A 21260-nucleotide genomic window follows, 5' to 3' on the forward strand; every position below is an offset into this window, starting at 1 on the left:
AGACGGAAAGGGGGCAGGGCGATGTTTGACGCATGGAAAGAGCGCCAGCGGCAGCGCTTGAAAAACAGACCGGAAAGAACCGTGTTCTACAATATTTTTGCCACCATGATGCTGGTGCTGGTGGTGGAGCTGCTGATGGCGGTCGCCAGCATCCTTGCCGTCAACGTGACCGGGCAGCTGGACGAAAACGCCAAGGATCTGCTTACCATGCGGGTGCGCAACCGCGCCAGCTATGTGCAGGAGATCCTGCGGAACGCGGAGGATCTGGATCAGCTGAGCGAGCAGATCACCGCCACCACCCAGCAGCTGCTGAAAAGCGGCGATATCTCGCTGGATACGCTGGATAACAGCAGCGAGCAGAGCGATGCTTTGCTGGTAGCGCTTGCCCCGCAGCTTCTGGACACCCTGCGCACAAAGCAGGTGACCGGCATCTTTCTCATCCTGAACACCCATGATCTGGACACCTGCGAGGTGGGCAAAAAAATGCCCGGCATCTACCTGCGGGATATGGACCCGGACGCCCGCCCTTCGGAGCGCAACAGCGACCTTTTGCTGGAACGCGCCAGCGCCACAGTGGTAAAAGAGCTGGCCATCGGCACGGATAAGGGCTGGCAGCCCGCCTTCCCCTATCAGGGAGATACCAAGGGCGGCATCCTGCGCACGGTGTTTCAGACCGCGTATAAGAGCGGTGCCAGCCTTTCGGCGGAAAGCTATGGCCGCTGGACCACCAACTCCTACTGTCTGGCAGGGGACGACCGGCACGCCATTGCCTACTCGATGCCGCTGATCCTGCCGGACGGCACGGTATACGGCGTGGTGGGCGTGGAACTGCTCACGGACTATCTGCAAACAAAGCTGCCCTTCACCGAGCTGGACGAGGACAAGGCAGGCACCTATTTTATCGTGACCACTACCGATGATGCGCTGACGGACGACGTGCTCTCCCTGCGCAAGACCGTGACCTCCGGCGAGGATCTGGTAACGGCAGATGCACCGCTGGGCGTTTTGAACTGCCGCAGCAACGGCAACGGCGGCAACTGGGCGGAGCTGAACGGCAAGCGCTATTATATGGTGCTGGAGCCGCTGCTGGTGTATAACCGCAACGCGCCCTTTGCCGCCGAAAAGTGGTTCCTGGCAGGTACCATGGAGCAGTCGGTGCTGCTGGCTTTTTCCGACCGGGTGCGCGAGGTGCTGCTGGCTACCTTACTGTTCACGCTGGTGCTGAGCGTTTTGGGCAGCCTGCTGATCTCGGCACGGCTGGCCAGCCCCATCAACCATTTGTACCGCGAGGTGATAGACGCGCAGGAGAAAAAGACCTTCCCCCGCCTGTCCCGCACCGCCATCCGGGAGGTGGACCGCTTTGCCGAGACCATTACAGAGCTGAACAGGGAGCTGGTGACCAACTCCACCAAGTTTTTGCGCATCATGGATATGGCCAGTGTGGAGATCGGCGGGTACGAGCTGCGCACCGACACCGGCAGCGTGTTCGTGACCGATAATTTCTTCTCCCTGCTGGGCAAGCCCGAGATGCAGGGCGAGCCGCTGAGCGTGCGCCGCTTTGAGGAGGTACTCAAGGGCATCCGGGAAAAGAATCCCTGTGACCACACCGCCGAAGGGGACGAGCTGCTGACCATTCAGCAGCCGGACGGCGTGCGGTACATCATGCTGCGCAGCACCATCGAGGGGCACGCCAAGATCGGCCTTGCCGAGGACGTGACTGCCGCTGTGCTGGAACGGAAGCGCATCGAGCACGAGCGCGATCACGATATCCTGACCGGGCTGTACAACCGGCAGGCCTTCAACCGGGTGTGCACCGAGCTGTTCGCCGCGCCGGAGCGCATGGGCGTGGCGGCGCTGATGATGATGGACTTGGATAACCTCAAGCACATCAACGATACCTACGGCCACGACTGGGGCGACCAGTACATCCGCCGCACCGGTCAGTGCCTGCGGGACAATACCCCCGCCGGGACGGTCTGCGCCCGCCTTTCCGGCGACGAGTTCCTTGTGCTGTTCCACGGCTACCGCAGCCGGGACGCAGTGCGGGAAAAGATCGACTGCCTGACGAAGGCCATGCAGCAGAGCGTGGCGCTGCTGCCCAGCGGCAACGCTTTGCACATCAGCCTTTCCGGCGGCATCGCGTGGTACCCGGACGATGGGCAGGACTGGGAGACCTTGAAAAAATACGCCGACTTTGCCATGTATCAGGTCAAGCATTCGGAGAAGGGCCGGGTGGAGGAGTTCGACATCGGGGTGTACAACCGCGAAGCCTACGCCGAGCGCACCCGCCGGGAGTTCCGGCAGCTGCTCAGCAATGCGCAGGTGTTCTACTGCTTCCAGCCCATCTTCTCGGCGCGCAGCGGCAGGGTAGTCGCCTACGAGGCGCTGATGCGCTCCGACCTGCCCACCCTGCGCTCCCCGGCCACCATCATGAAGCTGGCGCGGGAGCAGGGGGCACTGTACGAGATTGAGCGCATCACCTTTACCAAGGCGCTGGAGACCTTCGACAGCCTGTGCCGGGCGGGCAGTGTGTCCGGGGATGCCATGCTCTTTGTCAACTCCATCGCCAACACCTGCCTGTCGCATGAGGACGGCAAATATATAAACAGCCATTGGCACGAGCTGTGCCGCCGCATGGTCGTCGAGATCACCGAAGAGGAAGAGATCGACTACGAAGCACTGGAGAGAAAGCGCAATGCACCGGGCTTTTCCGGGATGTTTGCACTGGACGATTACGGCAGCGGCTATTCCAACGAGAATACGCTATTGCAGCTTGCACCCCGGTTCGTCAAGGTGGATATTACCATCATCCGTGGCATCGACACCTCGCCGGACAAGCAGCAGATCCTGCGCAATGTGGTGGCCTACGCCCACCCCCGCAGCATGAAGATCGTTGCCGAGGGCGTGGAGACCGCCGCCGAGCTGCGCACGGTCATCGAGCTGGGCGCAGACCTTTTGCAGGGCTATTTTCTGGCACGCCCGGCCATTGTGCCGGGGGATATCGCGCCGGAAGCGGCTGCGATCATCCGGGAATTGCAGCGCCGGAAAAAAGACTGAAATACAAGCCCTCCCGGGCGCTGCGGCGCTGGGAGGGTTTTTGCAACGGAGGTAAATAGATATGGTTCAGGTGGATCTCATCACCGGCTTTTTGGGCGCAGGCAAGACCACTTTTTTGCGCCGCTATGTGCGGTATCTGGTGCAGCAGGGGCATAAGGTGTGCATTCTGGAAAACGATTTTGGCGCGGTGAACGTGGACGCCATGCTGGTGCAGGAGGTGCTGGGCCCCGGCTGCGATGTGGAGACCATCAGCGGCGGCTGCGACTGCGACACCCACCAGCGCCGGATGCGCACCAAGCTCATCGCCATGGCTATGCGCGGCTTTGACCGTGTGGTGGTGGAGCCCAGCGGCATCTTTGACGTGGACGAGTTTTTCGATATCCTGCGGGACGACCCGCTGGACCGGTGGTATCAGCTGGGCAGCGTCATTGCCGTTGTGGATGCCCTGCTGCCGGAAACGCTTTCGCCGCAGGCAGAGTACCTGCTGGCGTCCGAGACCATGAACGCGGGCCGCGTGCTGCTGAGCCGCGCCCAGCTGGCAGCGCCTGCCCAGTGCGCTGCCGCCGCTGCCCACTTGGAGCGTGCACTGGAAGCCGCAAAATCTTCCCGCCGCTTTGCGCCGGGGGAGATCCTTGCCAAGGATTGGAATGCCCTGACCGATGCCGACCTTGCCGCCCTTGCCGCCTGCGGCTACCGGCAGGCCAGCTGCGAAAAGCTGCATTTTGACCAGCACGCGGCCTTTACCTCCCTTTGCTTTCTGGAACTGCACCTCACCCCGCAGCAGCTGCAGGCTGCTGCACAGCGGCTGTTCGCCGCGCCGGAGTGCGGGCAGGTGCTGCGGGTAAAGGGCTTTGCGCCCGCCCCGGCAGGCGGCTGGCTGGAGCTGAACGCCACCGCCGCCGGCTGCACCCTTGCGCCCATCCCGCAAGGGCAGGAGGTAGTCATCGTCATCGGCGAGGGGCTGGACAAAGCCGCCATTGAAGCAAACCTGAAGGGGTGAAAGGCAGTTTTCACCTATAACAAAACGCATTGTGGAAAAACAGGAGGGAGCATCATGCAGGAAGTACGTGCAGCCGTTATTGGCACCGGGGTCATGGGGCGCAAGTATGCCCAGATGATCGCAGAGGGAAAGGCGGGGGCATTGCGCCTGACCGCCGTGGTCTGCCGCAGCGCCGGGGCGCAGCAGTGGGCAAAGGATACCCTGCCGGATACGGTGCGGGTGTGCCCCAGCGCAGACCAGCTGTACGACTACGCGGAGGAGTTTGATGCCGTGTTGGTGGTCACCCCGCACAAGACCCACCCGGCGCTGGTGATGCAGGCTTTTGCCCACGGCAAGCACGTCTTGTGCGACAAGCCCAGCGCAAACGCGCTGGCACCGGCGCTGGAAATGAACTGCGCCGCCGAAAAAAGCGGCCTTGTTTTCGCCATGATGTTCCATCAGCGCCGCTACAAAAAGTATATGCGACTTAAAAAATTACTGGATGATGGGGTTCTGGGCGAGATCAAGCGGGTGCAGCTGGAAAACAGCCGCTACTTCCGCACATGGATGTACCACCGCTCCGGCAGCTGGCGTTCCAGCTGGGCGGGGGAGGGCGGCGGCGCGCTGCTCAATCAGGGCCAGCACATTCTGGATATCTGGCAGTGGCTGTTCGGGATGCCGACTAGTATTTATGCGGTAATACCATACGGCAAGTATAACGATTTCATGGTGGATGACGAGGCTACTCTGCTGATGGAGTACCCGCAGCAGCGCACGGCAACCTTTATCCTCTCCACCGGCGAGGGCAGCTACACCGAGCGGTTGGAGATCGTGGGCACCAAGGGCACCGCCCTGCTGGAAGAGGACACCCTCACCCTGCACACCTACACGCCGGACACCGAGACCTACCGCCGTACCGCAGACTGCACCGAGCGCCAGCAGCTTACCGAGACCACCACCACCGAGCAGTTCGCCCCGCAGGCAGAGCCTTACCCGGAGATGCTGGCAAACTTTGCGGATGCCATCCTGCACGGCACGCCCCTGACCGCCCCCGGCGTGGAGGGCGTGCGCGCACTGGAGCTGACCGATGCGGCTTACCTGTCCGCATGGCTGGGGGAGAAGCTCACCCTGCCGCTGGACGCAAACCGCTTTGAACAGGAGCTGCAAAAGCATATTCAGGAGGAACAGACGAATGGCTAAGCTGCGGTTTATTATAGTAGGTTCCGGCTGGCGGTCGCTGTTTTACTGGCGTGTCGCGCAGGCGCTGCCGGAGCGGTTCGAGCTGTGCGCCATGCTTTGCCGCACCGAGGAAAAGGCCGAAAAGATGCACCGGGAGTACGGCGTGCCGGTAAGTACCTCGGCGGAGCAGTGCATTGCCCTGCACCCGGATTTCGTGGTGGTGGCAGTGAATAAAGCGTCCATCGCCGCCGTCAGCACCGAATGGCTTGCCCGGGGCTTTGCCGTGCTGTGCGAGACCCCGGCGGCGCTGGAGGAGAACGCATTGTGCGCCCTCTGGCAGCTGCACCGGCAGGGCGCAAAGCTGCAGGTGGCAGAACAGTACTGGCTGTACCCCACGCTGGCAAAACGGCTGGCGGCGGTGCACAGCGGCGCGCTGGGCACGCCGCAGTTTGCCCGGCTGTCGGTGGCGCACGGCTACCACGCAGTCAGTCTGGCGCGGCAGTTCCTGAACGCCGGGCAGCAGCCGGTGCGGGTGACCGGCCGCAGCTGGACGGAAAAGATCATCGAAACGGATTCCCGCTGGGGCGCGGTGCATAACGGCGCACTGGTGGAAAAGACGTTGCAGCAGCACACGCTGGAATTTGCGGGCGGTGGCACGGCGTTTCTGGATTTTAACGGCGTGCAGTACCACTCCTATCTGCGCAGCACCCACACCAGTGTGCAGGGAGAGCGGGGCGAAGTGTTCGACGACACCCTGCGCTGTCTGGATGCCGCCGGGGAGCCGGTGTGCCGTCCGCTGACCCCGCTGCCGGACCCGCTGGCAGCAACCGCCGCGCAGGCGGGGCTGAACGAGGACGAGACTGCCATCGCTTGTTTTCTGGACAGGATGCAGGGCTATCTTGCCGGCGGGGCAGAGGTGTACCCGCTGGCAGACGCCTTGCAGGACGCCTACCTTGCCCTGCTGATGGAGCACGCCCTTGCCGTCCCCGGCCAGCCGGTGGAAAGCACCCCGCAGCCGTGGAACACAGAAGAAAGATAAAAAAGGCTCAGAAGCACCTGTCGGCGCTTCTGAGCCTCTTTTCACGATTGGAGCCGTGACGGCAACCAGCCAGTTCTCCGTAGCAGCCCTTTCCGTGAAAACGGGACAGCGGAGCGTCCGCAGACGCTCCGCTGTCCCAAAATTATAAATGTTTTTCCGCTAAAAATGCCCAGCAACGACGACGACCGCCGCCAGTGGCGGAAACAGGGAGGAGTTGTTGGGGCAGCGGCCAGCAAGACGCAAGTGCCGCCCAAGGCACGATGCGGATGCTGGGTGCCGCAACCCGTAAGACGCGGAGGGCATTCAAATCGTTATATTCAAAAAGGAGCGCGGGATCACATCAGGTCGATCAGCGCTTCCACCTCGTCCATGCGGGTAGCCCAGCTGGTGGCGATACGCACCACGGTGTGGGTGTCGTCGAACTTCTCCCAGAAGCCGAACTTTGCCTTGCCTTCCAGCGCAGCCAGCTGGGCATTTTCCAGCACAAGGAAGATCTGGTTGGTGGGGGAGTCCATAAAGAAGCGATAGCCCTTTTCCGCAAAACCGGCCTTCAGGCGGTTGGCAGTGGCAATGGCGTTTTTGCTGATGGAAAAATACAGGTCATCGGTGAACAGCACATCGAACTGGATGCCCAGCAGCCGCCCCTTTGCCAGCAGTGCGCCCTGCTGCTTGACCATGGTCATAAAGTGCGCCGGTGCGCCGTGGGGGAACACCACAGCCTCGCCGCACAGCGCACCCACCTTGGTGCCGCCGATGTAGAACACATCGGTCAGCCGGGCAAGGTCGGCCAGCGTTACGTCCGTACCATCGGCAGCCAGACCGTAGCCCAGCCGTGCACCATCTAAGAACAGCGGCATCTTGTACTCCTGACATACAGCGTGCAGGGCTTCCAGCTCTGCCTTGGTGTACAGGGTGCCGTACTCGGTGGGGTGGGAGATGTACACCATGCCGGGGAACACCATGTGGTCGTGGTTGTCATCGGCGTAGAAGGTGGCCACCAGCGCCCGCAGCTCGGCGGCGTCCATCTTGCCGTTGTGCTGCGGCAGGGTGATAACCTTGTGGCCGGTGTACTCGATGGCACCGGCTTCGTGCCCGGCCACATGGCCGGTGGCAGCAGCCACTACGCCCTGCCACCGCTGCAGCATGGACGCGATGACGATGGCGTTGCTCTGGGTGCCGCCGGAGATGAACTGCACGTCGGCCTCCGGGCAGGCGCAGGCGGCGCGGATCTTCTCCCGGGCGCTGGCGCAGTAGGGGTCGGTGCCGTAGCCGGAGACCTTTTCAAAGTTGGTCTCGGTCAGCTTTTGCAGAATGGCGGGGTGTGCACCCTCGCAATAGTCGTTTTCAAAATACAGCATGGCAAAACGCTCCTCTATATAATTGTAAGAAAACAGTACCTTTATTCTACATCGCCGCGAAAACCCTGTCAAACCCAAAACGGCGCACGGTACACGCAATGCACCGCAAAAACGCTTACAGGATACCCGGTGCGACACTATGTTGACCAGAACCACAGCCTACGACAGTTTTTTACGAAAGTATGATTATTTCCAGAAAGACGAAAAGTTTTTCAAAAAAGTGCTTGACAATTCTGCTGCATCTGGTATAATAACTATCGTTCCGAGCATCGCAGCTCACGAACACAACAGAATATGCGGATATGGCGGAATTGGCAGACGCGTTAGATTCAGGTTCTAATCGGGGCAACTCGGTGGAGGTTCAAGTCCTCTTATCCGCACCACAAGGAAGGCAGCTTTTAGTAGCTGTCTTTTTTGTTTTACATGACTATTTCCCTTTGGCTGCAACGGCGATAACAGGACTTGAACAGCACTGCAACGCCGCAGGCGGGGCAACGTGTAGGAATGTCTACCAGGAGGACTGCCACTGAAATAGAAAATCCGAACCTTTTCTCGATAGGAGAAGGGCTCGGATTTTTTGGTTTATTGGTTCTTGGATCGTGCCGGAATTTACGGCTCAGGCAAGGCTTTCAATTTTTCGAGCCATAAAGGCTCCGAAAAAGGTTCCGGGGCTTGTGTATTTTTCAGAGAGCTATTTTGCAACAGTCCGGAACGGATTTACTTTCCGAGTACAACGGAGAGCCTGATTTCCTTTTCCGTCTCGCTCAGGTCAAGAGCGCCGCCATCGGCGACGGTCACGTGCAGCTCATAGAGCGTACCGGCGGTAAGTTCCGTTACAGCCTTGCCGTCCTCGTCTGTGATCGACCACAGTGCAGGATCGACCTTTGCCAGCTTGCCGTCCACGCCATAGGCGTAGAGGGTCAGACCGGAGGTGCTGCCGGACAGGTTGTTCATACGGAAAGCTACCGTGGTGTTGGGATGTACGTTGCGGACGGTCACAGTGTTGCGCCAGCTTGCAACGGTGCCTTCGCCGCCGTTCTGCGCAAACCGCTCCTGCGAAAGGACGTTTCTTGCCGCCTGATCAAGCTCGACCTTGCGGTAGGGCATTTCGGGCAGATAAACAAACCGGTCCTGCAGACGAAGCAGTTCCAGATAGCCCGTCGGGCAGTAGAGCGCGTTGCCGCTGTTGCCGGCATACATACCAATGGCCATGTTGTTGTAGCCGTATTTGTTGGAAACATCCATCGTGAAAACCGTCTCGCCGGTTTCAAAATCCAGAATGATGTACTGCCACATCCCGGTGGTCACATCCTGCACATAGCCGTAGATATAGCCCGTTGCGGTGGAAAGCTTCATGATGGAGGTGTCGCTCAGGTCGTTCCGGCACCAGACGCTCTTCATTTCGTAGCCGTTTGCGGTCTTTACGGTGTCCATGCGCTCGATGCCGGGGGCAATCATAATGTTGCCCTTCATGAGCCAGCTCTGGTCGTAAATATTGGCGTAGCTCTGGATGGAGGAGTCGTTGTTGGGGTCCGCCAGACCTGCATTGCCCGCGCCAAACCAGTTGCAGACGATGGTGCTGACGGTGCCATTGCCGTCGTCATAGACGATGGCAGAGTTCTCAACGGCTACCTGATAGCCCTCGGGCAGGTCATCCAGCACCGGGGCGCTTGCCACGACCTCGCCGGTCTTCATATCGAGCGCAAGAAGGTTTACAATATCCTGATTGTCGGTGAACAGCACAAGGTTCGGTGTCAGTGTGGGAGAGCAGCCACCGCCCCATGCAAGACCGCCGCCGGTGGTCTTATCGCCTTCGCCGCTCACCTTTGCACCCGCGCTCTCATAGGGCGTGCACCACACAACGTCTACGCCTTCTTCTGCGCGCAGAAGATAGCAGTTCTGGTTGGTCAGGACCACCGCACCGTCCTTGGAGGCGGCGATGCCGTTTTCAGCGCCCTCGCCGGGGGTCAGTTCGTGGACAAAAACAGCCTTTGAAAGGTCTGTCTGCTCGCCGTTCAGGATCGCATCAATGGCAGAACGGGCAATATAGCCGATGACGCCCTGCTGCTGGCGCTGCGGATAAATGCGGAAGCCGCCCGTTGCAAACCAGAGGTTTCCGTCATAATCAAAGACCACGGACAAAAGATTCTGCGTCAGCTCTTTTCCAAGCGCGGCCTCGGCAGCAGCTTTGATATCAATGTCCAGCACCTTTTCAAATTCCGGCAGAACATTGCCGTTTTCATCCGTTGCACGGAGCATCAGCACATGGTTGTTGCTCGTGGGGCAGACGATGCGGTTGGATTCGTCAAGGAAGGTATAGGAGCTCTGGATAACGTAACCGCCGCCGTCATGCTGTTTGGGGGAGAAATAGCCGAGCGTCTTTGTCTCTTCGGCGTTCAGGTCTCGGATGGCGATGCCGCCCAGCAGCGGCACAACGGCATGACCGTAGCTGTCAAAGTAGATGGCGGGCGAAGCGTTCGCGTTCGTCGTCTCATAGGAAACGTTGATCTCCGGATAGATGGCAAGCGGCAGGATCTCATCCGTCGAGTCGGTGTTGTAGCCGTCGTGATGAATGTTTGCATCACTCTTGGCCATGTAGGGGTTTTCCTCCACCTGCTTGGGGTTCAGAGCCTTTACCGGCAGCGCCGCAGAGGCTTGTTCCGCTGAAGAGGGCTGTACCGCAGCGGACGGGGCAGCGGGCTGCGAAGCGTCAGCACTGTCTGCCGGCGTCTGTGTTCCGCCGCAGGCAGCCATGGAAAGGCACAATGCTGCGGTCAGCGACAGGCTTAACGCAGAATGGACGATGTTTCTCTTTTTCATAAACCGTTCTCCTTGTTGTGTTCGTTGCGGTCAGACCAGTGCTGCTCCGCCTGATTTTTTTCCATCCAGCCAGATGCGGAATCCCTGCCGCAAGGCGGCTTCGGTCACCGGCTCCAGCAGAAAATAGTCTGCACGCAACCGGAAGGCATGGAGCGAAAAATCCAGATCGCTGCACCAGATAATGCGTGTCTGTGGACAAAGCGCGCGCAGATGCTCTACTGCATTCAATCCGTCGACCCCCGGCAGGGCAATCACGGCATTTGTCAGCGGCTCGTTGCGTGCAGCCTCAAAAAAGCTTTCCTGATCGTGGTAACAGTCCATTTTCGGGAACAAGCAATGTTCGGCGCAGAACCGCGAGATCTGCTCTGCCAGAAAAGCTTCCTGCGCCCTGCTGCTTGTCAGCACGGCAATTCGGTACACAGCGTGCCTCCTTTCTCTTGCGCCATCGTTGGCGTTCTCTGCTTTCAGTATACGGACAGGCATGGTCTTTTCAAGCCATTTAGCACGAAAGCCCCTTTTCCGTCACGAAATCCCATTTTCGGCTGCGACATAACCGGGCAACTGTGCTATAATCAGGATGAAAGAGTTTATAAAGGAGGTTGGAAGCTGTAAAACGGCTTCCTGATACAGCATGAGGATCGCAATCGTCGATGACCTTGATACCGAGCGCACACTGCTGAAGGAGCGCTTGGCACGGCAGCTGCGCCAGCGCGGTACAGAAGCAGATCTTTTAGAATTTGACAGCGGAGAAGCTTTTCTGGCGGCAGAAGAAGCGCAGCGCTTTACCGCCGCATTTTTGGATATTTACATGGATGGTTTAAGCGGCATGGACGCGGCAAAGGAACTTCGGAAAACAGACGCAGACTGTCTTCTGGTTTTTACCACCACCTCGACAGACCATGCACTCGAGGGGTTTCAGGTACGGGCATTTCATTATCTGGTCAAGCCCTTTTCAGAGGCCGAGTTGTCCGGTCTGTTGGATGAAATGCTCGCAAAACTCCCCCGCCCGGAGCCGGTTTTGACGGTGAAGGTGGATGGCAGCGACATCCGTTTGCGCTATCGTGATATCATATCCGCCGAGCATTTCGCCCACATGATCAACATCCGCACCACTGCCGGCAAAACGCTTGCTACGCGCCAGAGCTTCAAAGCGTTCACCGAGCCGCTCAAAAAAGATCCGCGCTTTTTTGTCTGCGGACGTGGCGCGATCATCAATATGGAAAATGCTGCCGATTTTCAGGCTGCCGCCTTCTGTATGACGGACGGCAGCCGCGTCTATGTCAGTCAGGAGCTTTTGAAAGCCGCCCGGCAGGCCTTTATGGAATTTCTGCTGCAAAGGGGGCGTGCGGATTGAAGGACGTTCTGCGCCCGGTTCTGGAACTTACGGTCGTGTTTCCCGGTTTGCTGCTTGCGTATTTTCCGGTAGGTTCCTATCTGAAGCTGCCGCCCGCAAAGCTTGCAGCAGGGGCGGTGCCGCTGCTGCTCGGGCTTTGCCTTGGCGGCGGGCTGTTTTGCTATCATTTTGGCATTTCAACGGCGTTCTCCGTGCTGCTTATTACGCTTACAGCAATTTTTTTGTATCTCAGAACGCTGCGTCTCTCTCTCTGGAAATCCGGAACCATCGCGCTTGCGGTCTGCGCGGTATTTGCGTGCCTGAACAGCCTGTCCCGGGCCGTCGGCACGGCAATCGTGATCCGGATGCAGCTGCCGCCGGACAAGCCGTGGTTCTGCTTTGGCGCCTGCATCTTTTATAATGCGGTCTGCTGGCTGATCACTGCCGCAGCCTATTATCCCGCCACCCACGCAGTACGCGCGATGGTGGAGGATGACAATTTTGCGCAGACGTGGTATGTGTTCTGGGTACTGCCGCTGGTGTTCATCCTGCTGAACCTTTTTATAACCCCGCGCTACCAGATAACGCTCCGGACGGGGCGGGTCTTGCAGGTCTACATCGTTATGAGCATCGCGCTTTTGTTTCTGATGTTCATGTTCAATGCGATCTTTCTGCTGATGGCAAACAGCCTTAACCGGAATGCGAGATTGCAGCAGGAAAACCAGTTTCTTTCCATGCAGCAGCAGCGCTATGAAAGCCTGAAAACCGCCATTGATGAAGCCCGGCAGGCGCGGCACGATATGCGCCACCAGCTGAATCAGATCTCCGCACTGGCCGAGGCAGGAGATCTGGATAACCTGAAGGCTTACCTTGCAAAAACGGTCTCCCGGATCCCGGATCTGGATATGAATTTCTGCGAAAACCGTGCAGCGGACAGTGTTGTCGGCTATTATTGTGCCCTTGCAAAGCGTGAGGGTGTTCCCTTTTGTGCCAAACTCGACTTACCACAGGTGCTTCCTGTGGACGAGATCGATCTGTGTCTGGTGCTGTCTAATCTTCTGGAAAACGCATTCGAAGCCAGCCTGCGCACCGCACCCGCCCGGCGCAAGATCGCGATCACCGCGTATGTCCATGCCGAGCGGCTTCTTCTGGTCGAAGTGGAAAACGCATTTGACGGCGCAGTTCACGAAAAAAGCGGGGTGTTCCGCTCTTCCAAGCGAAGGGAAAACGGGATCGGCATCCAGTCTGTCCGCCATATTGCAGAAAAGACCGGCGGGGCAAGCACGTTTACCCATCAGAATGGCGTTTTCTCTGCCAAGGTCATGCTCTGCGGATAAGGAGCCTTTTGCTTTTGCGGGGATTTTTATACCCGATTTTTTACAAAAAATTCACCCTGGCAGGGTTGCCGCCGCATACCGGATGTGCTATGATGAGGTGCAAAATTTGAAGCGGAGCGATGGATTTTGATTTGTCGAGCTCGCGGAATCAGGAGGAACTACCCATGCAGAAGAATTATGTACAGGAAATTCTGAGCATCATTCACAGTGGTCTGCCCAAGGCAGAGCTGGCCGAAAAACTGTCGGATTACCATGAAAAGGATCTGGCAGATGCGTTGGAGGCACTGACCCCCGCCGAACGACAATCGCTCTATTCCATTCTGGGCGTGGATACCGTTGCCGAGATCTTTACCTATCTGGACGATGCCGAGCCGTATCTGAAGGAGCTGCCCAGCCACGAGGCCGCAAAGGTCATTTCCAACATGGACTCGGACGATGCGGTGGACGCACTGGAAGACCTTGACGATACCGATAAAAACGAGATCGTCAACAAGCTGGACAAAGACTCGGTGGAAGATGTGAAGATGCTGCTCTCTTATGACGAGGATGAGATCGGCAGCAGAATGACCACCAACTACATCTCCATCAAAAACGATATGACCATCCGGCAGGCGATGAGCGAGCTGGTAAAGCAGGCCGGAGAAAACGACAACATCTCCACCCTGTATGTGGTGGATGAAAACGAGCATTTCTACGGTGCCATCGACCTGAAAGACCTCATCATTGCCCGGGCAGAGGAGAGCTTGGAAAGCCTGATCGTCCGCTCCTATCCCTATGTCACCGACCGGGAGCAGATCAGCGATTGTATCGACCGCATCGTGGACTACGCGGAGCGCAGTCTGCCTGTGTTGAACGATGCCGGTAAGCTGGTGGGCATCATCACCTCGTCCGATGTTGTCGAGCTGGTCGATGATGAGATGGGCGATGATTACGCAAAGCTGGGCGGTCTGACCGGCGAGGAAGATCTGAACGAAAGCGTATTTGAAAGCGTGAAAAAGCGTCTCCCGTGGCTGATTGCATTGCTGTTCCTCGGGATGCTGGTCTCCTCGGTCGTCGGCGCGTTTGAATCTGTGGTAGCGGTGCTGCCGGTGGTCATTTGCTTCCAGTCCATGGTGCTGGATATGGCCGGTAATGTTGGTACCCAGTCGCTGGCTGTGACCATCCGCGTGCTGGTGGATGAAAACCTGACCCTTTCCAAAAAATTGCAGCTGCTCTGGAAGGAGACCCGCGTGGGTCTTTTGAACGGTGCCATTCTGGCTGTGATGGCCTTGGGCTTTCTGGGCTGCTACATCCACTTTTTCAAGGGCTATGTCTGGACCTCGGCCTTTTTGCTGTCCGGCTGTGTCGGGCTGTCGCTGATCGTGTCCATGGTCATTTCCAGTCTGGTGGGCACGCTGATCCCGATGCTGTTCCATAAGATCCATATCGACCCGGCGGTCGCTTCCGGCCCGCTGATCACCACGATCAACGATCTGGTGGCGGTCGTGGTCTACTATGGCCTTGCCATGGTCGTGCTGATCGATCTGTTCCACCTTGCATAATGGGTGCATCCAGCAGGGCGTTCCCTCCGGGGAGCGCCCTGCTTTGCGTTAAGATGTTTTTTCCGCTGAAAATGCTCAGAGGGCATTCAGGCTCGTCCCAGCCCAAAGAACAGTCGTGAACAAAAGAAAAAGCGACGACCCGTGCAGGTGGGTCATCGCTTTTCTCGTCCCTTGCGGGACAGGCAGGGTAAATGATAAGAAGGTAAATGAAGAAAATAGCAAGGTGAAAAACAAAAGCGTGTGCGGAGCCGAAGTTGCTGCTCCAAAGTGAAGATGTATCCAAGTTTCACTTTTGTTGGATACAACATACCACTTTGGAACAGAAATTGCAAGAGGTTTTTTAAAATTTCTCCCTAAAAATACGCGGGAAATCGCATTTTTGTAGAAACGCACAAATTTTGCGGAAAGTTCCCGGCAAACTGACGAACAAGCATAAAAACGGAAAGCCTGCCGGAAAACCGTGCAGGATACCTTTATAAAACCGGCGGGCAATAGGAGATAGGCATGGAAAGCTGATTTTCGTGGGATATAGCCTGCACCGCTTTACAAGCAGCCGGTGGTGTGTTAAGATGGACACATCTGCTGCAACCGGAAAAATGCACGCGCCGGGCAGCGGCAGCGTACCGGAAAAGTGTCCGGTGTCGGGAGGGGAGAAACGGATGACAAAGCTACTGCATGGCAATGAAAAAACCAGCCTGAACGGCGGACGGGAGCCGCTGTTCAGCCAGAAGGAACTGCTGGTATTGGCCGTTCCGCTGCTGGTGGAGCAGCTGCTGGAAGTAACGGTGGGCATGGCCGACACCATGATGGTGTCCCGCTGCGGCGAGGCGGCCATCTCCGGCGTCAGTCTGGTGGATATGATCAACAACCTTATCATCGTGCTGTTTGCGGCGCTGGCTACCGGCGGCGCGGTGGTGGTAAGCCAGTATCTGGGGGCAAAGGATCGCCCGGATGCCGACAAAAGCGCCGGTCAGCTGCTGCTGCTCAGCGGACTGTCCGGCATGGTGATCGGCGCGGTATGCTTTGTGCTGGCCCGCCCCATGATCCGGCTGTTCTACGGCTCTATTGACGCTGACGTGCTGGATGCGGGCGTGAAATATTTGCAGATCATCGCCCTCAGCTACCCGTTTCTGGCGCTGTACAACGGCGGCGCGGCGCTGTTCCGCAGCATCGGCAACTCCAAGATCTCCATGCAGATCAGCTTTCTGATGAACATCATCAACATCGTGGGCAACGCAGTGTGCATCTTCGGCTTCAAAATGGGAGTGGACGGCGTAGCGTGGCCCAGCGTGGTGTCCCGCGTGGTGGCTGCGGCGCTCATCCTGCGCAAGTGCTACCGGGAGGATGCGGTGCTTACCGTGCCAAAGACCCTGCGGCTGGACGGTGGCATGGCAAAGCGCATTCTGGGCATCGGTATCCCCTCGGCCTTTGAAAACAGCCTGTTCGAGGCCGGGCGCATTCTGGTGGTGAGCATGATCTCCACCTTCGGCACGGTGCAGATCGCAGCCAACGCAGTGGCAAACAATTTGGACGGCATGGGCGTCATCCCGGGCAAGGCCATCAGTCTTGCCATGATCACGGTGGTGGGACGCTGCATCGGTGCCGGTGACCACGAACAGACCGTTTACTACACCCGCAAGCTGCTGCTGTGGGCTTACATTACGATGGGGCTTTCCAACGGGGCGATCCTGCTGTTCCTCCGGCAGCTGGTGGGCATCTACGCCCTTTCCGGCGAGACCATGGAGCTGGCCATCACGCTGGTCACCATCCACGCGGGCTGCGCCATTATCTTCTGGCCGCTGTCCTTCGTGCTGCCCAACGCCCTGCGCGCGGCCAACGACGTAAAATTTACCATGGTGGTGTCCATCCTCAGCATGGCATGCTGGCGGCTGGGCTTCAGCTATCTGCTGTGCGTCCGCATGGGCTGGGGCGCTGTGGGCGTGTGGGTGGCTATGGTCATCGACTGGACCTGCCGCGTGACCTGCTTTGTGCTGCGCTTCCGCAGCGGCGCATGGAAAACAAAATATCAGGCATAACAATAAGGAGAAAAGCATGAAACTGATCAGCTGGAACGTGAACGGTCTGCGCGCCTGCCTGACCCACGGCTTTGCCGAAAGCTTTGCCGCGCTGGACGCGGACATCTTCTCGGTGCAGGAGACCAAGATGCAGCCGGGACAGGCAGATTTTGCGCCGGAGGGCTACACCGAATACACCTATTCGGCCGAGAAAAAGGGATACTCCGGCACAGCCTGCTGGTGCAAAACGGCACCGCTGGCAGTGACCACCGGCATCGGGCTGGAACAGCACGACCACGAGGGGCGGGTGCTGACGCTGGAATACCCCGGCTTTTATCTGGTGAACTGCTACACCCCCAACAGTCAGGACGGGCTGAAGCGGCTGGACTACCGCATGGAGTGGGAGGATGCCTTCCGGGCGTACCTGCTGGCGCTGGACGCAAAAAAGCCGGTGATCCTGTGCGGAGACCTGAACGTAGCACACACTGAGATGGATATCAAAAACGCTAAGACCAACCGCATGAGCGCGGGCTTTACCGATCAGGAGCGCGCCAAAATGACCGAGCTGCTGACGGCGGGTTTTGCGGACAGCTTCCGGGTGGTGCACCCGGACGAGGTGAAGTACAGCTGGTGGAGCTACCGCTTCCACGCACGGGAAAAGAACGCGGGCTGGCGCATCGACTATTTTATCGTTTCCCGGCGCATTGCAGACCGCATCCGCGCCGCCGAGATCCACAACGAGATCTTTGGCTCCGACCATTGCCCGGTGGAGCTGCAGATCGACCTGTAATATAAGGAGAAGCCAATGCTGAAAAATTATCTTCTGATCTTCCTTATCTCCATGGTGCCCATCATCGAGCTGCGCGGGGCCATCCCTATCGGGCTGGGCATGGGGCTGCCGGTGCTGCCCACCTACCTTTTGTGCGTGCTGGGCAATATGATCCCGGTGCCCTTCATCTACCTGTTTGCCCGCAAGTTCCTTATCTGGGGCTACTACAAGCCCCTCATCGGCCCCATCTGCCGCTTTTGCATCAACAAGGGCGAAAAGGGTGGCCGCGCACTGGAAGCCAAGGCAGGCAAGGGCCTGACTGTGGCACTGCTGCTGTTCGTGGGCATCCCGCTGCCGGGCACCGGTGCGTGGACGGGCACGCTGGCAGCCTCCATTCTGGATATGAAGTTCAAGGACGTGCTGATCGCCTGTATGGGCGGTGTGCTGCTGGCGGGCATCATCATGGGCTTGGCAAGCGCCGGGCTGCTGGGCGCGCTCAGCGGGCTGTTTGCGGCAGGCTGACAAAACGCGGACGCTTTTGTCGTGAAAAATGCCGGTAGCTTTTCCGCCCGGAGTGTGTTAAACTAGGTAACAGTTGTGTAAAGACAGGGATCTGCTCCCGGTCAGAAAGGACGTTATAGAACATGGATCAGGCACTGAATCAGAAAATTGACGCATATATTGCGGAAAATAAGGAGCAGCTGCTGCAGGACATTGCAGCGCTGGTCGCCATCGACAGCGTGGAGGGCACCCCGGAGGAGGGCGCACCCTTCGGCGCAGGCCCCCGGGCGGCACTGGACAAGACGCTGGAGCTGGCAGCAGGCATGGGCTTTGCCACCCGCAACTGCGAAAACTACATCGGCTATGCCGAGCTGGCCGGTGCAGACCCGGAAAAATATCTGGCTACCATCTGCCATGTGGACGTTGTGCCCGTGGGCAACGGCTGGACGGCAGACCCCTTTAAGATGCGCATTCAGGACGGCTGGCTGCTGGGCCGCGGCGTCTCGGACGATAAGGGCCCGATGATCGTCACTCTGTACGCGCTGAAGTTCCTCAAAGAGCAGGGCTACCAGCTGCGCTACCCCATCCGTGCCATTGTGGGCGACAACGAGGAGACCCACATGAACGATGTGAAGTACTATCTGGAAAACTATCCCGCCCCGGTGTTCTGCTTTACCCCGGATGCCGAGTTCCCGGTGTGCAACGGCGAAAAGGGTCACTTCGGCGGCAAGATCGTCAGCCCGGTGTGCAACGGCGTCATTGCAGAGTTTGAGGGCGGTGTTGCCAACAACGCGGTGCCGGACCGCGCCAGCGCACTGGTCAAGACCGATATCCGCAAGCTGAAGAACGCCCCCAACATCACGCTGGAACCGGAAGGGGACGGCGTGCGGGTGCGCGGCTGGGGCAAGTCCGGCCATGCCGCTATGCCGGAGGGCACGGTGAACGCCATTGGTCTGGTGGTGGAGTATCTGCTGGACAACGGCCTGTGCAACGATGCCGAGCGCGCTTATCTGGAGGCACTGCGCAAGCTGCACAGCTCCACCGCAGGCACCGGCCTTGGCATCGACTGCGCCGATGGCCCCTTTGGCCCGCTGACCATCATCGGCGGCCGCATCTATATGGAGGACGGCAAGCTGGTGCAGACCATCGACAGCCGCTTCCCCACCTGCACCGACGGCGAAAAGCTGACCGCACAGATCACCGCTGCGCTGGGCGAGGGCGCAAAGCTGGAGGATGTGGACGCAGCCGAGCCTTTCTACATCGAGGCCGACAGCCCCGCCATCCGCGCCTGCATCGACACCTACAACGAGGTGACCGGCGAGAACGCCACCCCCTTCACCATGGGCGGCGGCACCTATGCCCGCCACTTCCCCTATGCTGTCAGCTTCGGCCCGGAGCATGAGGACGTGAAGCTGCCGGAGTTCGGCGGTCCGATGCACGGCGCTAACGAAGCTGCTCCCATCGACAAGCTGCTGGAGGCCGTCAAGATCTACATTCTGGCGCTGCTGCGGTTGGAAGAGGTCGACTTCTGAGGTACGGCATGAACGTGCTTGTCATTGACGGACAGGGCGGGGGACTGGGGCGCCAGCTGGTGGCTGCCCTCAGTGCCCAGTGCCCGGACATCCGGCTGGTGGCCGTGGGCACCAACAGTGTGGCCGCACAGGCCATGCACAAGGCCGGGGCGCAGCGCGCCGCCACCGGTGAGAATGCCGTGGTGGTGAACTGCCGCAATGCGGATATCATCGTGGGGCCCATCGGTATCGTCATTGCAGATGCGCTGCTGGGGGAGATCACCCCCGCCATGGCCACGGCAGTATGCCAGAGCAGCGCCACCCGGGTGCTGATCCCGGTGAACCACTGCGAAAACTATATCGTCGGCGTGCCCGACCAGCCCATCGGCAGCCTTGTAGCTGCCGCCGTGCAGAAGGTGAAAGCCCTCTGCGCCGGGGAAGGCTGCTGAAAATTTCTACAAACAAACAGGCGGCTGTACAAAATGCTGTACAGCCGCCTGTTTAGTTTATTCAGCGCATATTGCTGGTGCGATGCTCCATCAGGTAGGTAGCCTGCAGGTCTGCGATGTGCAGTTTGACCGCCAGCGGGTACTTGTCGTAAGCTTCCGAGATGGCAAAACAGCCGCCCCGGGCAGCATCGTCAAAGCCGCCCATGTGCCAGCGGATGGCAACCGCTTCCTCCACCTTCAGCTTCATGAACCGCTCGATGAGGAACACGCTCTTTTCGCCGTGACCGTAGGGAAAAAGGTCGTCCACACTGTAAAAAGGCGCTTTCTCCCACTGTCCGGTGGCTTCGTTCTTCACGTTGCGGGTGCCCAGCTTGTAGTAGTTGGCCTTGCACAGATCGTGCAGCAGGGCACAGATGGCGTAGCTTTCCTCGCTTTCGCCCTCGGTGAAAAAGCTGTCGTGCAGCGCGTGGTAGACGTTCAGGCTGTGCATACACAGCCCGCCCTCACAGGCTCCGTGAAAACGGGTGGACGCCGGTGCGGTGAAAAAATCCGTCTTTTTGTCCAGCCAGTCCAGCAGCTTTTCGCTGCCCGGGCGGGTGACATGCTGCTGCCACACGTCCAGAAACTCTGCGCGGTCGCCCCCGCTCACAGCTCCATATCCTCCAGAATGCCCTTGAGGATGGCCAGCTCGTCGTGGCTCAGGGAGATACCCTTGCCCATGCGGGTGCCGTCCGGGGACCAGTCGCGGATGTCGTACTTAGGCTCGCCGTCGTTCCAGCTGATAAGGTTCAGCTGACGCTCCCAGCCGCGGGGACGCTGGCTCAGCACGGCTACACGCTGGACAACTTCGTATTTGATCTCTGCCATATTGCAAAACCTGCCTTTATGTTTGTATGCTACCATAATAAGGGAAGTGCGGCGAGATTTCAACAGGTAAACTGAAATATTTTAAAAAATTTTTGTTACGCTCAGCCGTAAGGGGCGTCCTCGCGCCATTCCACCAGCTCCAAAACGGCGGTCGTGTCCTCGTCCGGGGCAGGGTGGCGGCTGTGCAGCTTCTGCTTTGTGCTGAACAGTTCCGGTGCGTAGTGTGCCATCACGCTGGTCTGCACGTCCCCAGCCAAAAAGGCGGCGGCGTTCTTCTGGCGGCAGGCCACGGGAGTACCGTCTGTCATGGGGACGCCGGGCTTTTCCGGCTGCGGCTCCTCCGGCGGGGGCAGCTGGGTGCCGGGCATGTCCGGCGCAGCCGGGGGCTGCAGGGGCATACTGCCCAGCGGCGGGGCGATGCGGGTGCTGTTTGCCTGCGGGGCGGCAGCGGTGCCGGACTGGTTTTCCAGTTCGTGGCGGATGAAGGGTTCCAGAGAATTCATCA

General features: G+C 58.9%; 19 protein-coding genes and 1 tRNA gene. 13 read left to right on the plus strand and 7 right to left on the minus strand.

All coding sequences use genetic code 11. The features are described 5' to 3' along the window. Positions 1 to 21 precede the first annotated feature (21 nt). From MTP36_RS04005 to MTP36_RS04020, 4 genes are all read left to right on the plus strand, one after another. Positions 22 to 3057: an EAL domain-containing protein gene (locus MTP36_RS04005; RefSeq protein ID WP_249253708.1), complete on the plus strand. Its 3036-nt coding sequence runs from the start codon at positions 22 to 24 to the stop codon at positions 3055 to 3057. A gap of 61 nt (positions 3058 to 3118) precedes the next feature. Continuing rightward, positions 3119 to 4057, plus strand: coding sequence for a GTP-binding protein (locus MTP36_RS04010; RefSeq protein WP_249253710.1), 939 nt, complete (start codon positions 3119 to 3121; stop codon positions 4055 to 4057). A gap of 54 nt (positions 4058 to 4111) precedes the next feature. Then, the gene (locus MTP36_RS04015; protein WP_249253712.1) at positions 4112 to 5236 is read left to right on the plus strand and encodes a Gfo/Idh/MocA family protein; all 1125 of its coding nucleotides are present in this window, start codon (positions 4112 to 4114) and stop codon (positions 5234 to 5236) included. After that, positions 5229 to 6254: a Gfo/Idh/MocA family protein gene (locus MTP36_RS04020; RefSeq protein ID WP_249253714.1), complete on the plus strand. Its 1026-nt coding sequence runs from the start codon at positions 5229 to 5231 to the stop codon at positions 6252 to 6254. The genes MTP36_RS04015 and MTP36_RS04020 overlap by 8 nt, the downstream gene beginning before the upstream one ends. Before the next feature lie 335 nt (positions 6255 to 6589). Here MTP36_RS04020 and MTP36_RS04025 read toward each other — a convergent pair whose 3' ends face one another. Beyond that, positions 6590 to 7612, minus strand: coding sequence for a threonine aldolase family protein (locus MTP36_RS04025; RefSeq protein ID WP_249253716.1), 1023 nt, complete (start codon positions 7610 to 7612; stop codon positions 6590 to 6592). Positions 7613 to 7908: 296 nt separating this feature from the next. Here MTP36_RS04025 and MTP36_RS04030 point away from each other — a divergent pair. Then, positions 7909 to 7995: transfer RNA gene (locus MTP36_RS04030), tRNA-Leu, on the plus strand. 334 nt (positions 7996 to 8329) lie between these two features. On the opposite strand, the gene MTP36_RS04035 is transcribed toward MTP36_RS04030, so the two are convergent. Continuing rightward, complete coding sequence (locus MTP36_RS04035) at positions 8330 to 10432, minus strand: hypothetical protein (RefSeq protein WP_249253718.1); 2103 nt, start codon at positions 10430 to 10432, stop codon at positions 8330 to 8332. A 30-nt stretch (positions 10433 to 10462) separates the two neighbouring features. Continuing rightward, on the minus strand, positions 10463 to 10837 hold the full coding sequence (locus tag MTP36_RS04040; protein ID WP_242983482.1) for a response regulator: 375 nt from the start codon (positions 10835 to 10837) through the stop codon (positions 10463 to 10465). Between the two features lie 226 nt (positions 10838 to 11063). On the opposite strand from MTP36_RS04040, the gene MTP36_RS04045 reads away from it, so the two are divergent. The 3 genes from MTP36_RS04045 to mgtE all read left to right on the plus strand — a co-directional run bounded on the left by MTP36_RS04045 (position 11064) and on the right by mgtE (position 14643). Then, a complete protein-coding gene (locus MTP36_RS04045) occupies positions 11064 to 11786 on the plus strand; it encodes a LytR/AlgR family response regulator transcription factor (RefSeq protein WP_055185839.1) in 723 nt (240 codons plus the stop codon). Further along, positions 11783 to 13102, plus strand: a complete 1320-nt coding sequence (locus MTP36_RS04050; protein WP_249253719.1) for a sensor histidine kinase — start codon at positions 11783 to 11785, stop codon at positions 13100 to 13102. The genes MTP36_RS04045 and MTP36_RS04050 overlap by 4 nt, the downstream gene beginning before the upstream one ends. Positions 13103 to 13266: 164 nt before the next feature. Beyond that, the gene (gene mgtE / locus MTP36_RS04055; RefSeq protein ID WP_249241476.1) at positions 13267 to 14643 is read left to right on the plus strand and encodes a magnesium transporter; all 1377 of its coding nucleotides are present in this window, start codon (positions 13267 to 13269) and stop codon (positions 14641 to 14643) included. A gap of 75 nt (positions 14644 to 14718) precedes the next feature. On the opposite strand, the gene MTP36_RS04060 is transcribed toward mgtE, so the two are convergent. Further along, entirely contained in the window at positions 14719 to 15036 is a 318-nt protein-coding gene (locus MTP36_RS04060; RefSeq protein WP_249253721.1) for a hypothetical protein, read from the minus strand. Positions 15037 to 15302: 266 nt separating this feature from the next. Here MTP36_RS04060 and MTP36_RS04065 point away from each other — a divergent pair, with 266 nt between their 5' ends. The 5 genes from MTP36_RS04065 to MTP36_RS04085 all read left to right on the plus strand — a co-directional run bounded on the left by MTP36_RS04065 (position 15303) and on the right by MTP36_RS04085 (position 19888). Next, complete coding sequence (locus MTP36_RS04065; RefSeq protein ID WP_249253723.1) at positions 15303 to 16679, plus strand: MATE family efflux transporter; 1377 nt, start codon at positions 15303 to 15305, stop codon at positions 16677 to 16679. A 16-nt stretch (positions 16680 to 16695) separates the two neighbouring features. After that, positions 16696 to 17448, plus strand: coding sequence for an exodeoxyribonuclease III (locus MTP36_RS04070; RefSeq protein WP_097778686.1), 753 nt, complete (start codon positions 16696 to 16698; stop codon positions 17446 to 17448). A 15-nt stretch (positions 17449 to 17463) separates the two neighbouring features. Next, on the plus strand, positions 17464 to 17949 hold the full coding sequence (locus MTP36_RS04075) for a COG2426 family protein (protein ID WP_055185843.1): 486 nt from the start codon (positions 17464 to 17466) through the stop codon (positions 17947 to 17949). Between the two features lie 122 nt (positions 17950 to 18071). Continuing rightward, positions 18072 to 19460 (plus strand): Sapep family Mn(2+)-dependent dipeptidase, encoded by a 1389-nt coding sequence (locus tag MTP36_RS04080; RefSeq protein ID WP_249253725.1) that lies wholly within the window; start codon positions 18072 to 18074, stop codon positions 19458 to 19460. An 8-nt stretch (positions 19461 to 19468) separates the two neighbouring features. Further along, the gene (locus MTP36_RS04085; protein WP_117554360.1) at positions 19469 to 19888 is read left to right on the plus strand and encodes a DUF3842 family protein; all 420 of its coding nucleotides are present in this window, start codon (positions 19469 to 19471) and stop codon (positions 19886 to 19888) included. Positions 19889 to 19949: 61 nt separating this feature from the next. Here the strand turns inward: MTP36_RS04085 and MTP36_RS04090 are convergent, their stop codons facing one another. The 3 genes from MTP36_RS04090 to MTP36_RS04100 all read right to left on the minus strand — a co-directional run bounded on the left by MTP36_RS04090 (position 19950) and on the right by MTP36_RS04100 (position 21258). Continuing rightward, positions 19950 to 20537, minus strand: coding sequence for a hydrolase (locus MTP36_RS04090; protein WP_118658132.1), 588 nt, complete (start codon positions 20535 to 20537; stop codon positions 19950 to 19952). Then, on the minus strand, positions 20534 to 20755 hold the full coding sequence (locus MTP36_RS04095) for a YdbC family protein (RefSeq protein ID WP_015536721.1): 222 nt from the start codon (positions 20753 to 20755) through the stop codon (positions 20534 to 20536). Before MTP36_RS04095 ends, MTP36_RS04090 begins: the two co-directional genes overlap by 4 nt. Positions 20756 to 20856: 101 nt before the next feature. After that, positions 20857 to 21258, minus strand: coding sequence for a hypothetical protein (locus MTP36_RS04100; RefSeq protein WP_249253727.1), 402 nt, complete (start codon positions 21256 to 21258; stop codon positions 20857 to 20859). Positions 21259 to 21260: the final 2 nt, after the last annotated feature.

The organism is Faecalibacterium sp. I4-1-79 (genome assembly GCF_023347235.1).
In the GTDB taxonomy this organism is placed as follows: Bacteria; Bacillota; Clostridia; order Oscillospirales; family Ruminococcaceae; genus Faecalibacterium; species Faecalibacterium tardum.

Coding starts and splice junctions, on each gene's coding strand:
- MTP36_RS04005 (WP_249253708.1), top strand. CDS start 22: ATGTTTGACGCATGGAAAGAGCGCCAGCGGCAGCGCTTGAAAAACAGA.
- MTP36_RS04010 (WP_249253710.1), top strand. CDS start 3,119: ATGGTTCAGGTGGATCTCATCACCGGCTTTTTGGGCGCAGGCAAGACC.
- MTP36_RS04015 (WP_249253712.1), top strand. CDS start 4,112: ATGCAGGAAGTACGTGCAGCCGTTATTGGCACCGGGGTCATGGGGCGC.
- MTP36_RS04020 (WP_249253714.1), top strand. CDS start 5,229: ATGGCTAAGCTGCGGTTTATTATAGTAGGTTCCGGCTGGCGGTCGCTG.
- MTP36_RS04025 (WP_249253716.1), bottom strand. CDS start 7,612: ATGCTGTATTTTGAAAACGACTATTGCGAGGGTGCACACCCCGCCATT.
- MTP36_RS04035 (WP_249253718.1), bottom strand. CDS start 10,432: ATGAAAAAGAGAAACATCGTCCATTCTGCGTTAAGCCTGTCGCTGACC.
- MTP36_RS04045 (WP_055185839.1), top strand. CDS start 11,064: ATGAGGATCGCAATCGTCGATGACCTTGATACCGAGCGCACACTGCTG.
- mgtE (WP_249241476.1), top strand. CDS start 13,267: ATGCAGAAGAATTATGTACAGGAAATTCTGAGCATCATTCACAGTGGT.
- MTP36_RS04065 (WP_249253723.1), top strand. CDS start 15,303: ATGACAAAGCTACTGCATGGCAATGAAAAAACCAGCCTGAACGGCGGA.
- MTP36_RS04070 (WP_097778686.1), top strand. CDS start 16,696: ATGAAACTGATCAGCTGGAACGTGAACGGTCTGCGCGCCTGCCTGACC.
- MTP36_RS04075 (WP_055185843.1), top strand. CDS start 17,464: ATGCTGAAAAATTATCTTCTGATCTTCCTTATCTCCATGGTGCCCATC.
- MTP36_RS04080 (WP_249253725.1), top strand. CDS start 18,072: ATGGATCAGGCACTGAATCAGAAAATTGACGCATATATTGCGGAAAAT.
- MTP36_RS04085 (WP_117554360.1), top strand. CDS start 19,469: ATGAACGTGCTTGTCATTGACGGACAGGGCGGGGGACTGGGGCGCCAG.
- MTP36_RS04095 (WP_015536721.1), bottom strand. CDS start 20,755: ATGGCAGAGATCAAATACGAAGTTGTCCAGCGTGTAGCCGTGCTGAGC.
- MTP36_RS04100 (WP_249253727.1), bottom strand. CDS start 21,258: ATGAATTCTCTGGAACCCTTCATCCGCCACGAACTGGAAAACCAGTCC.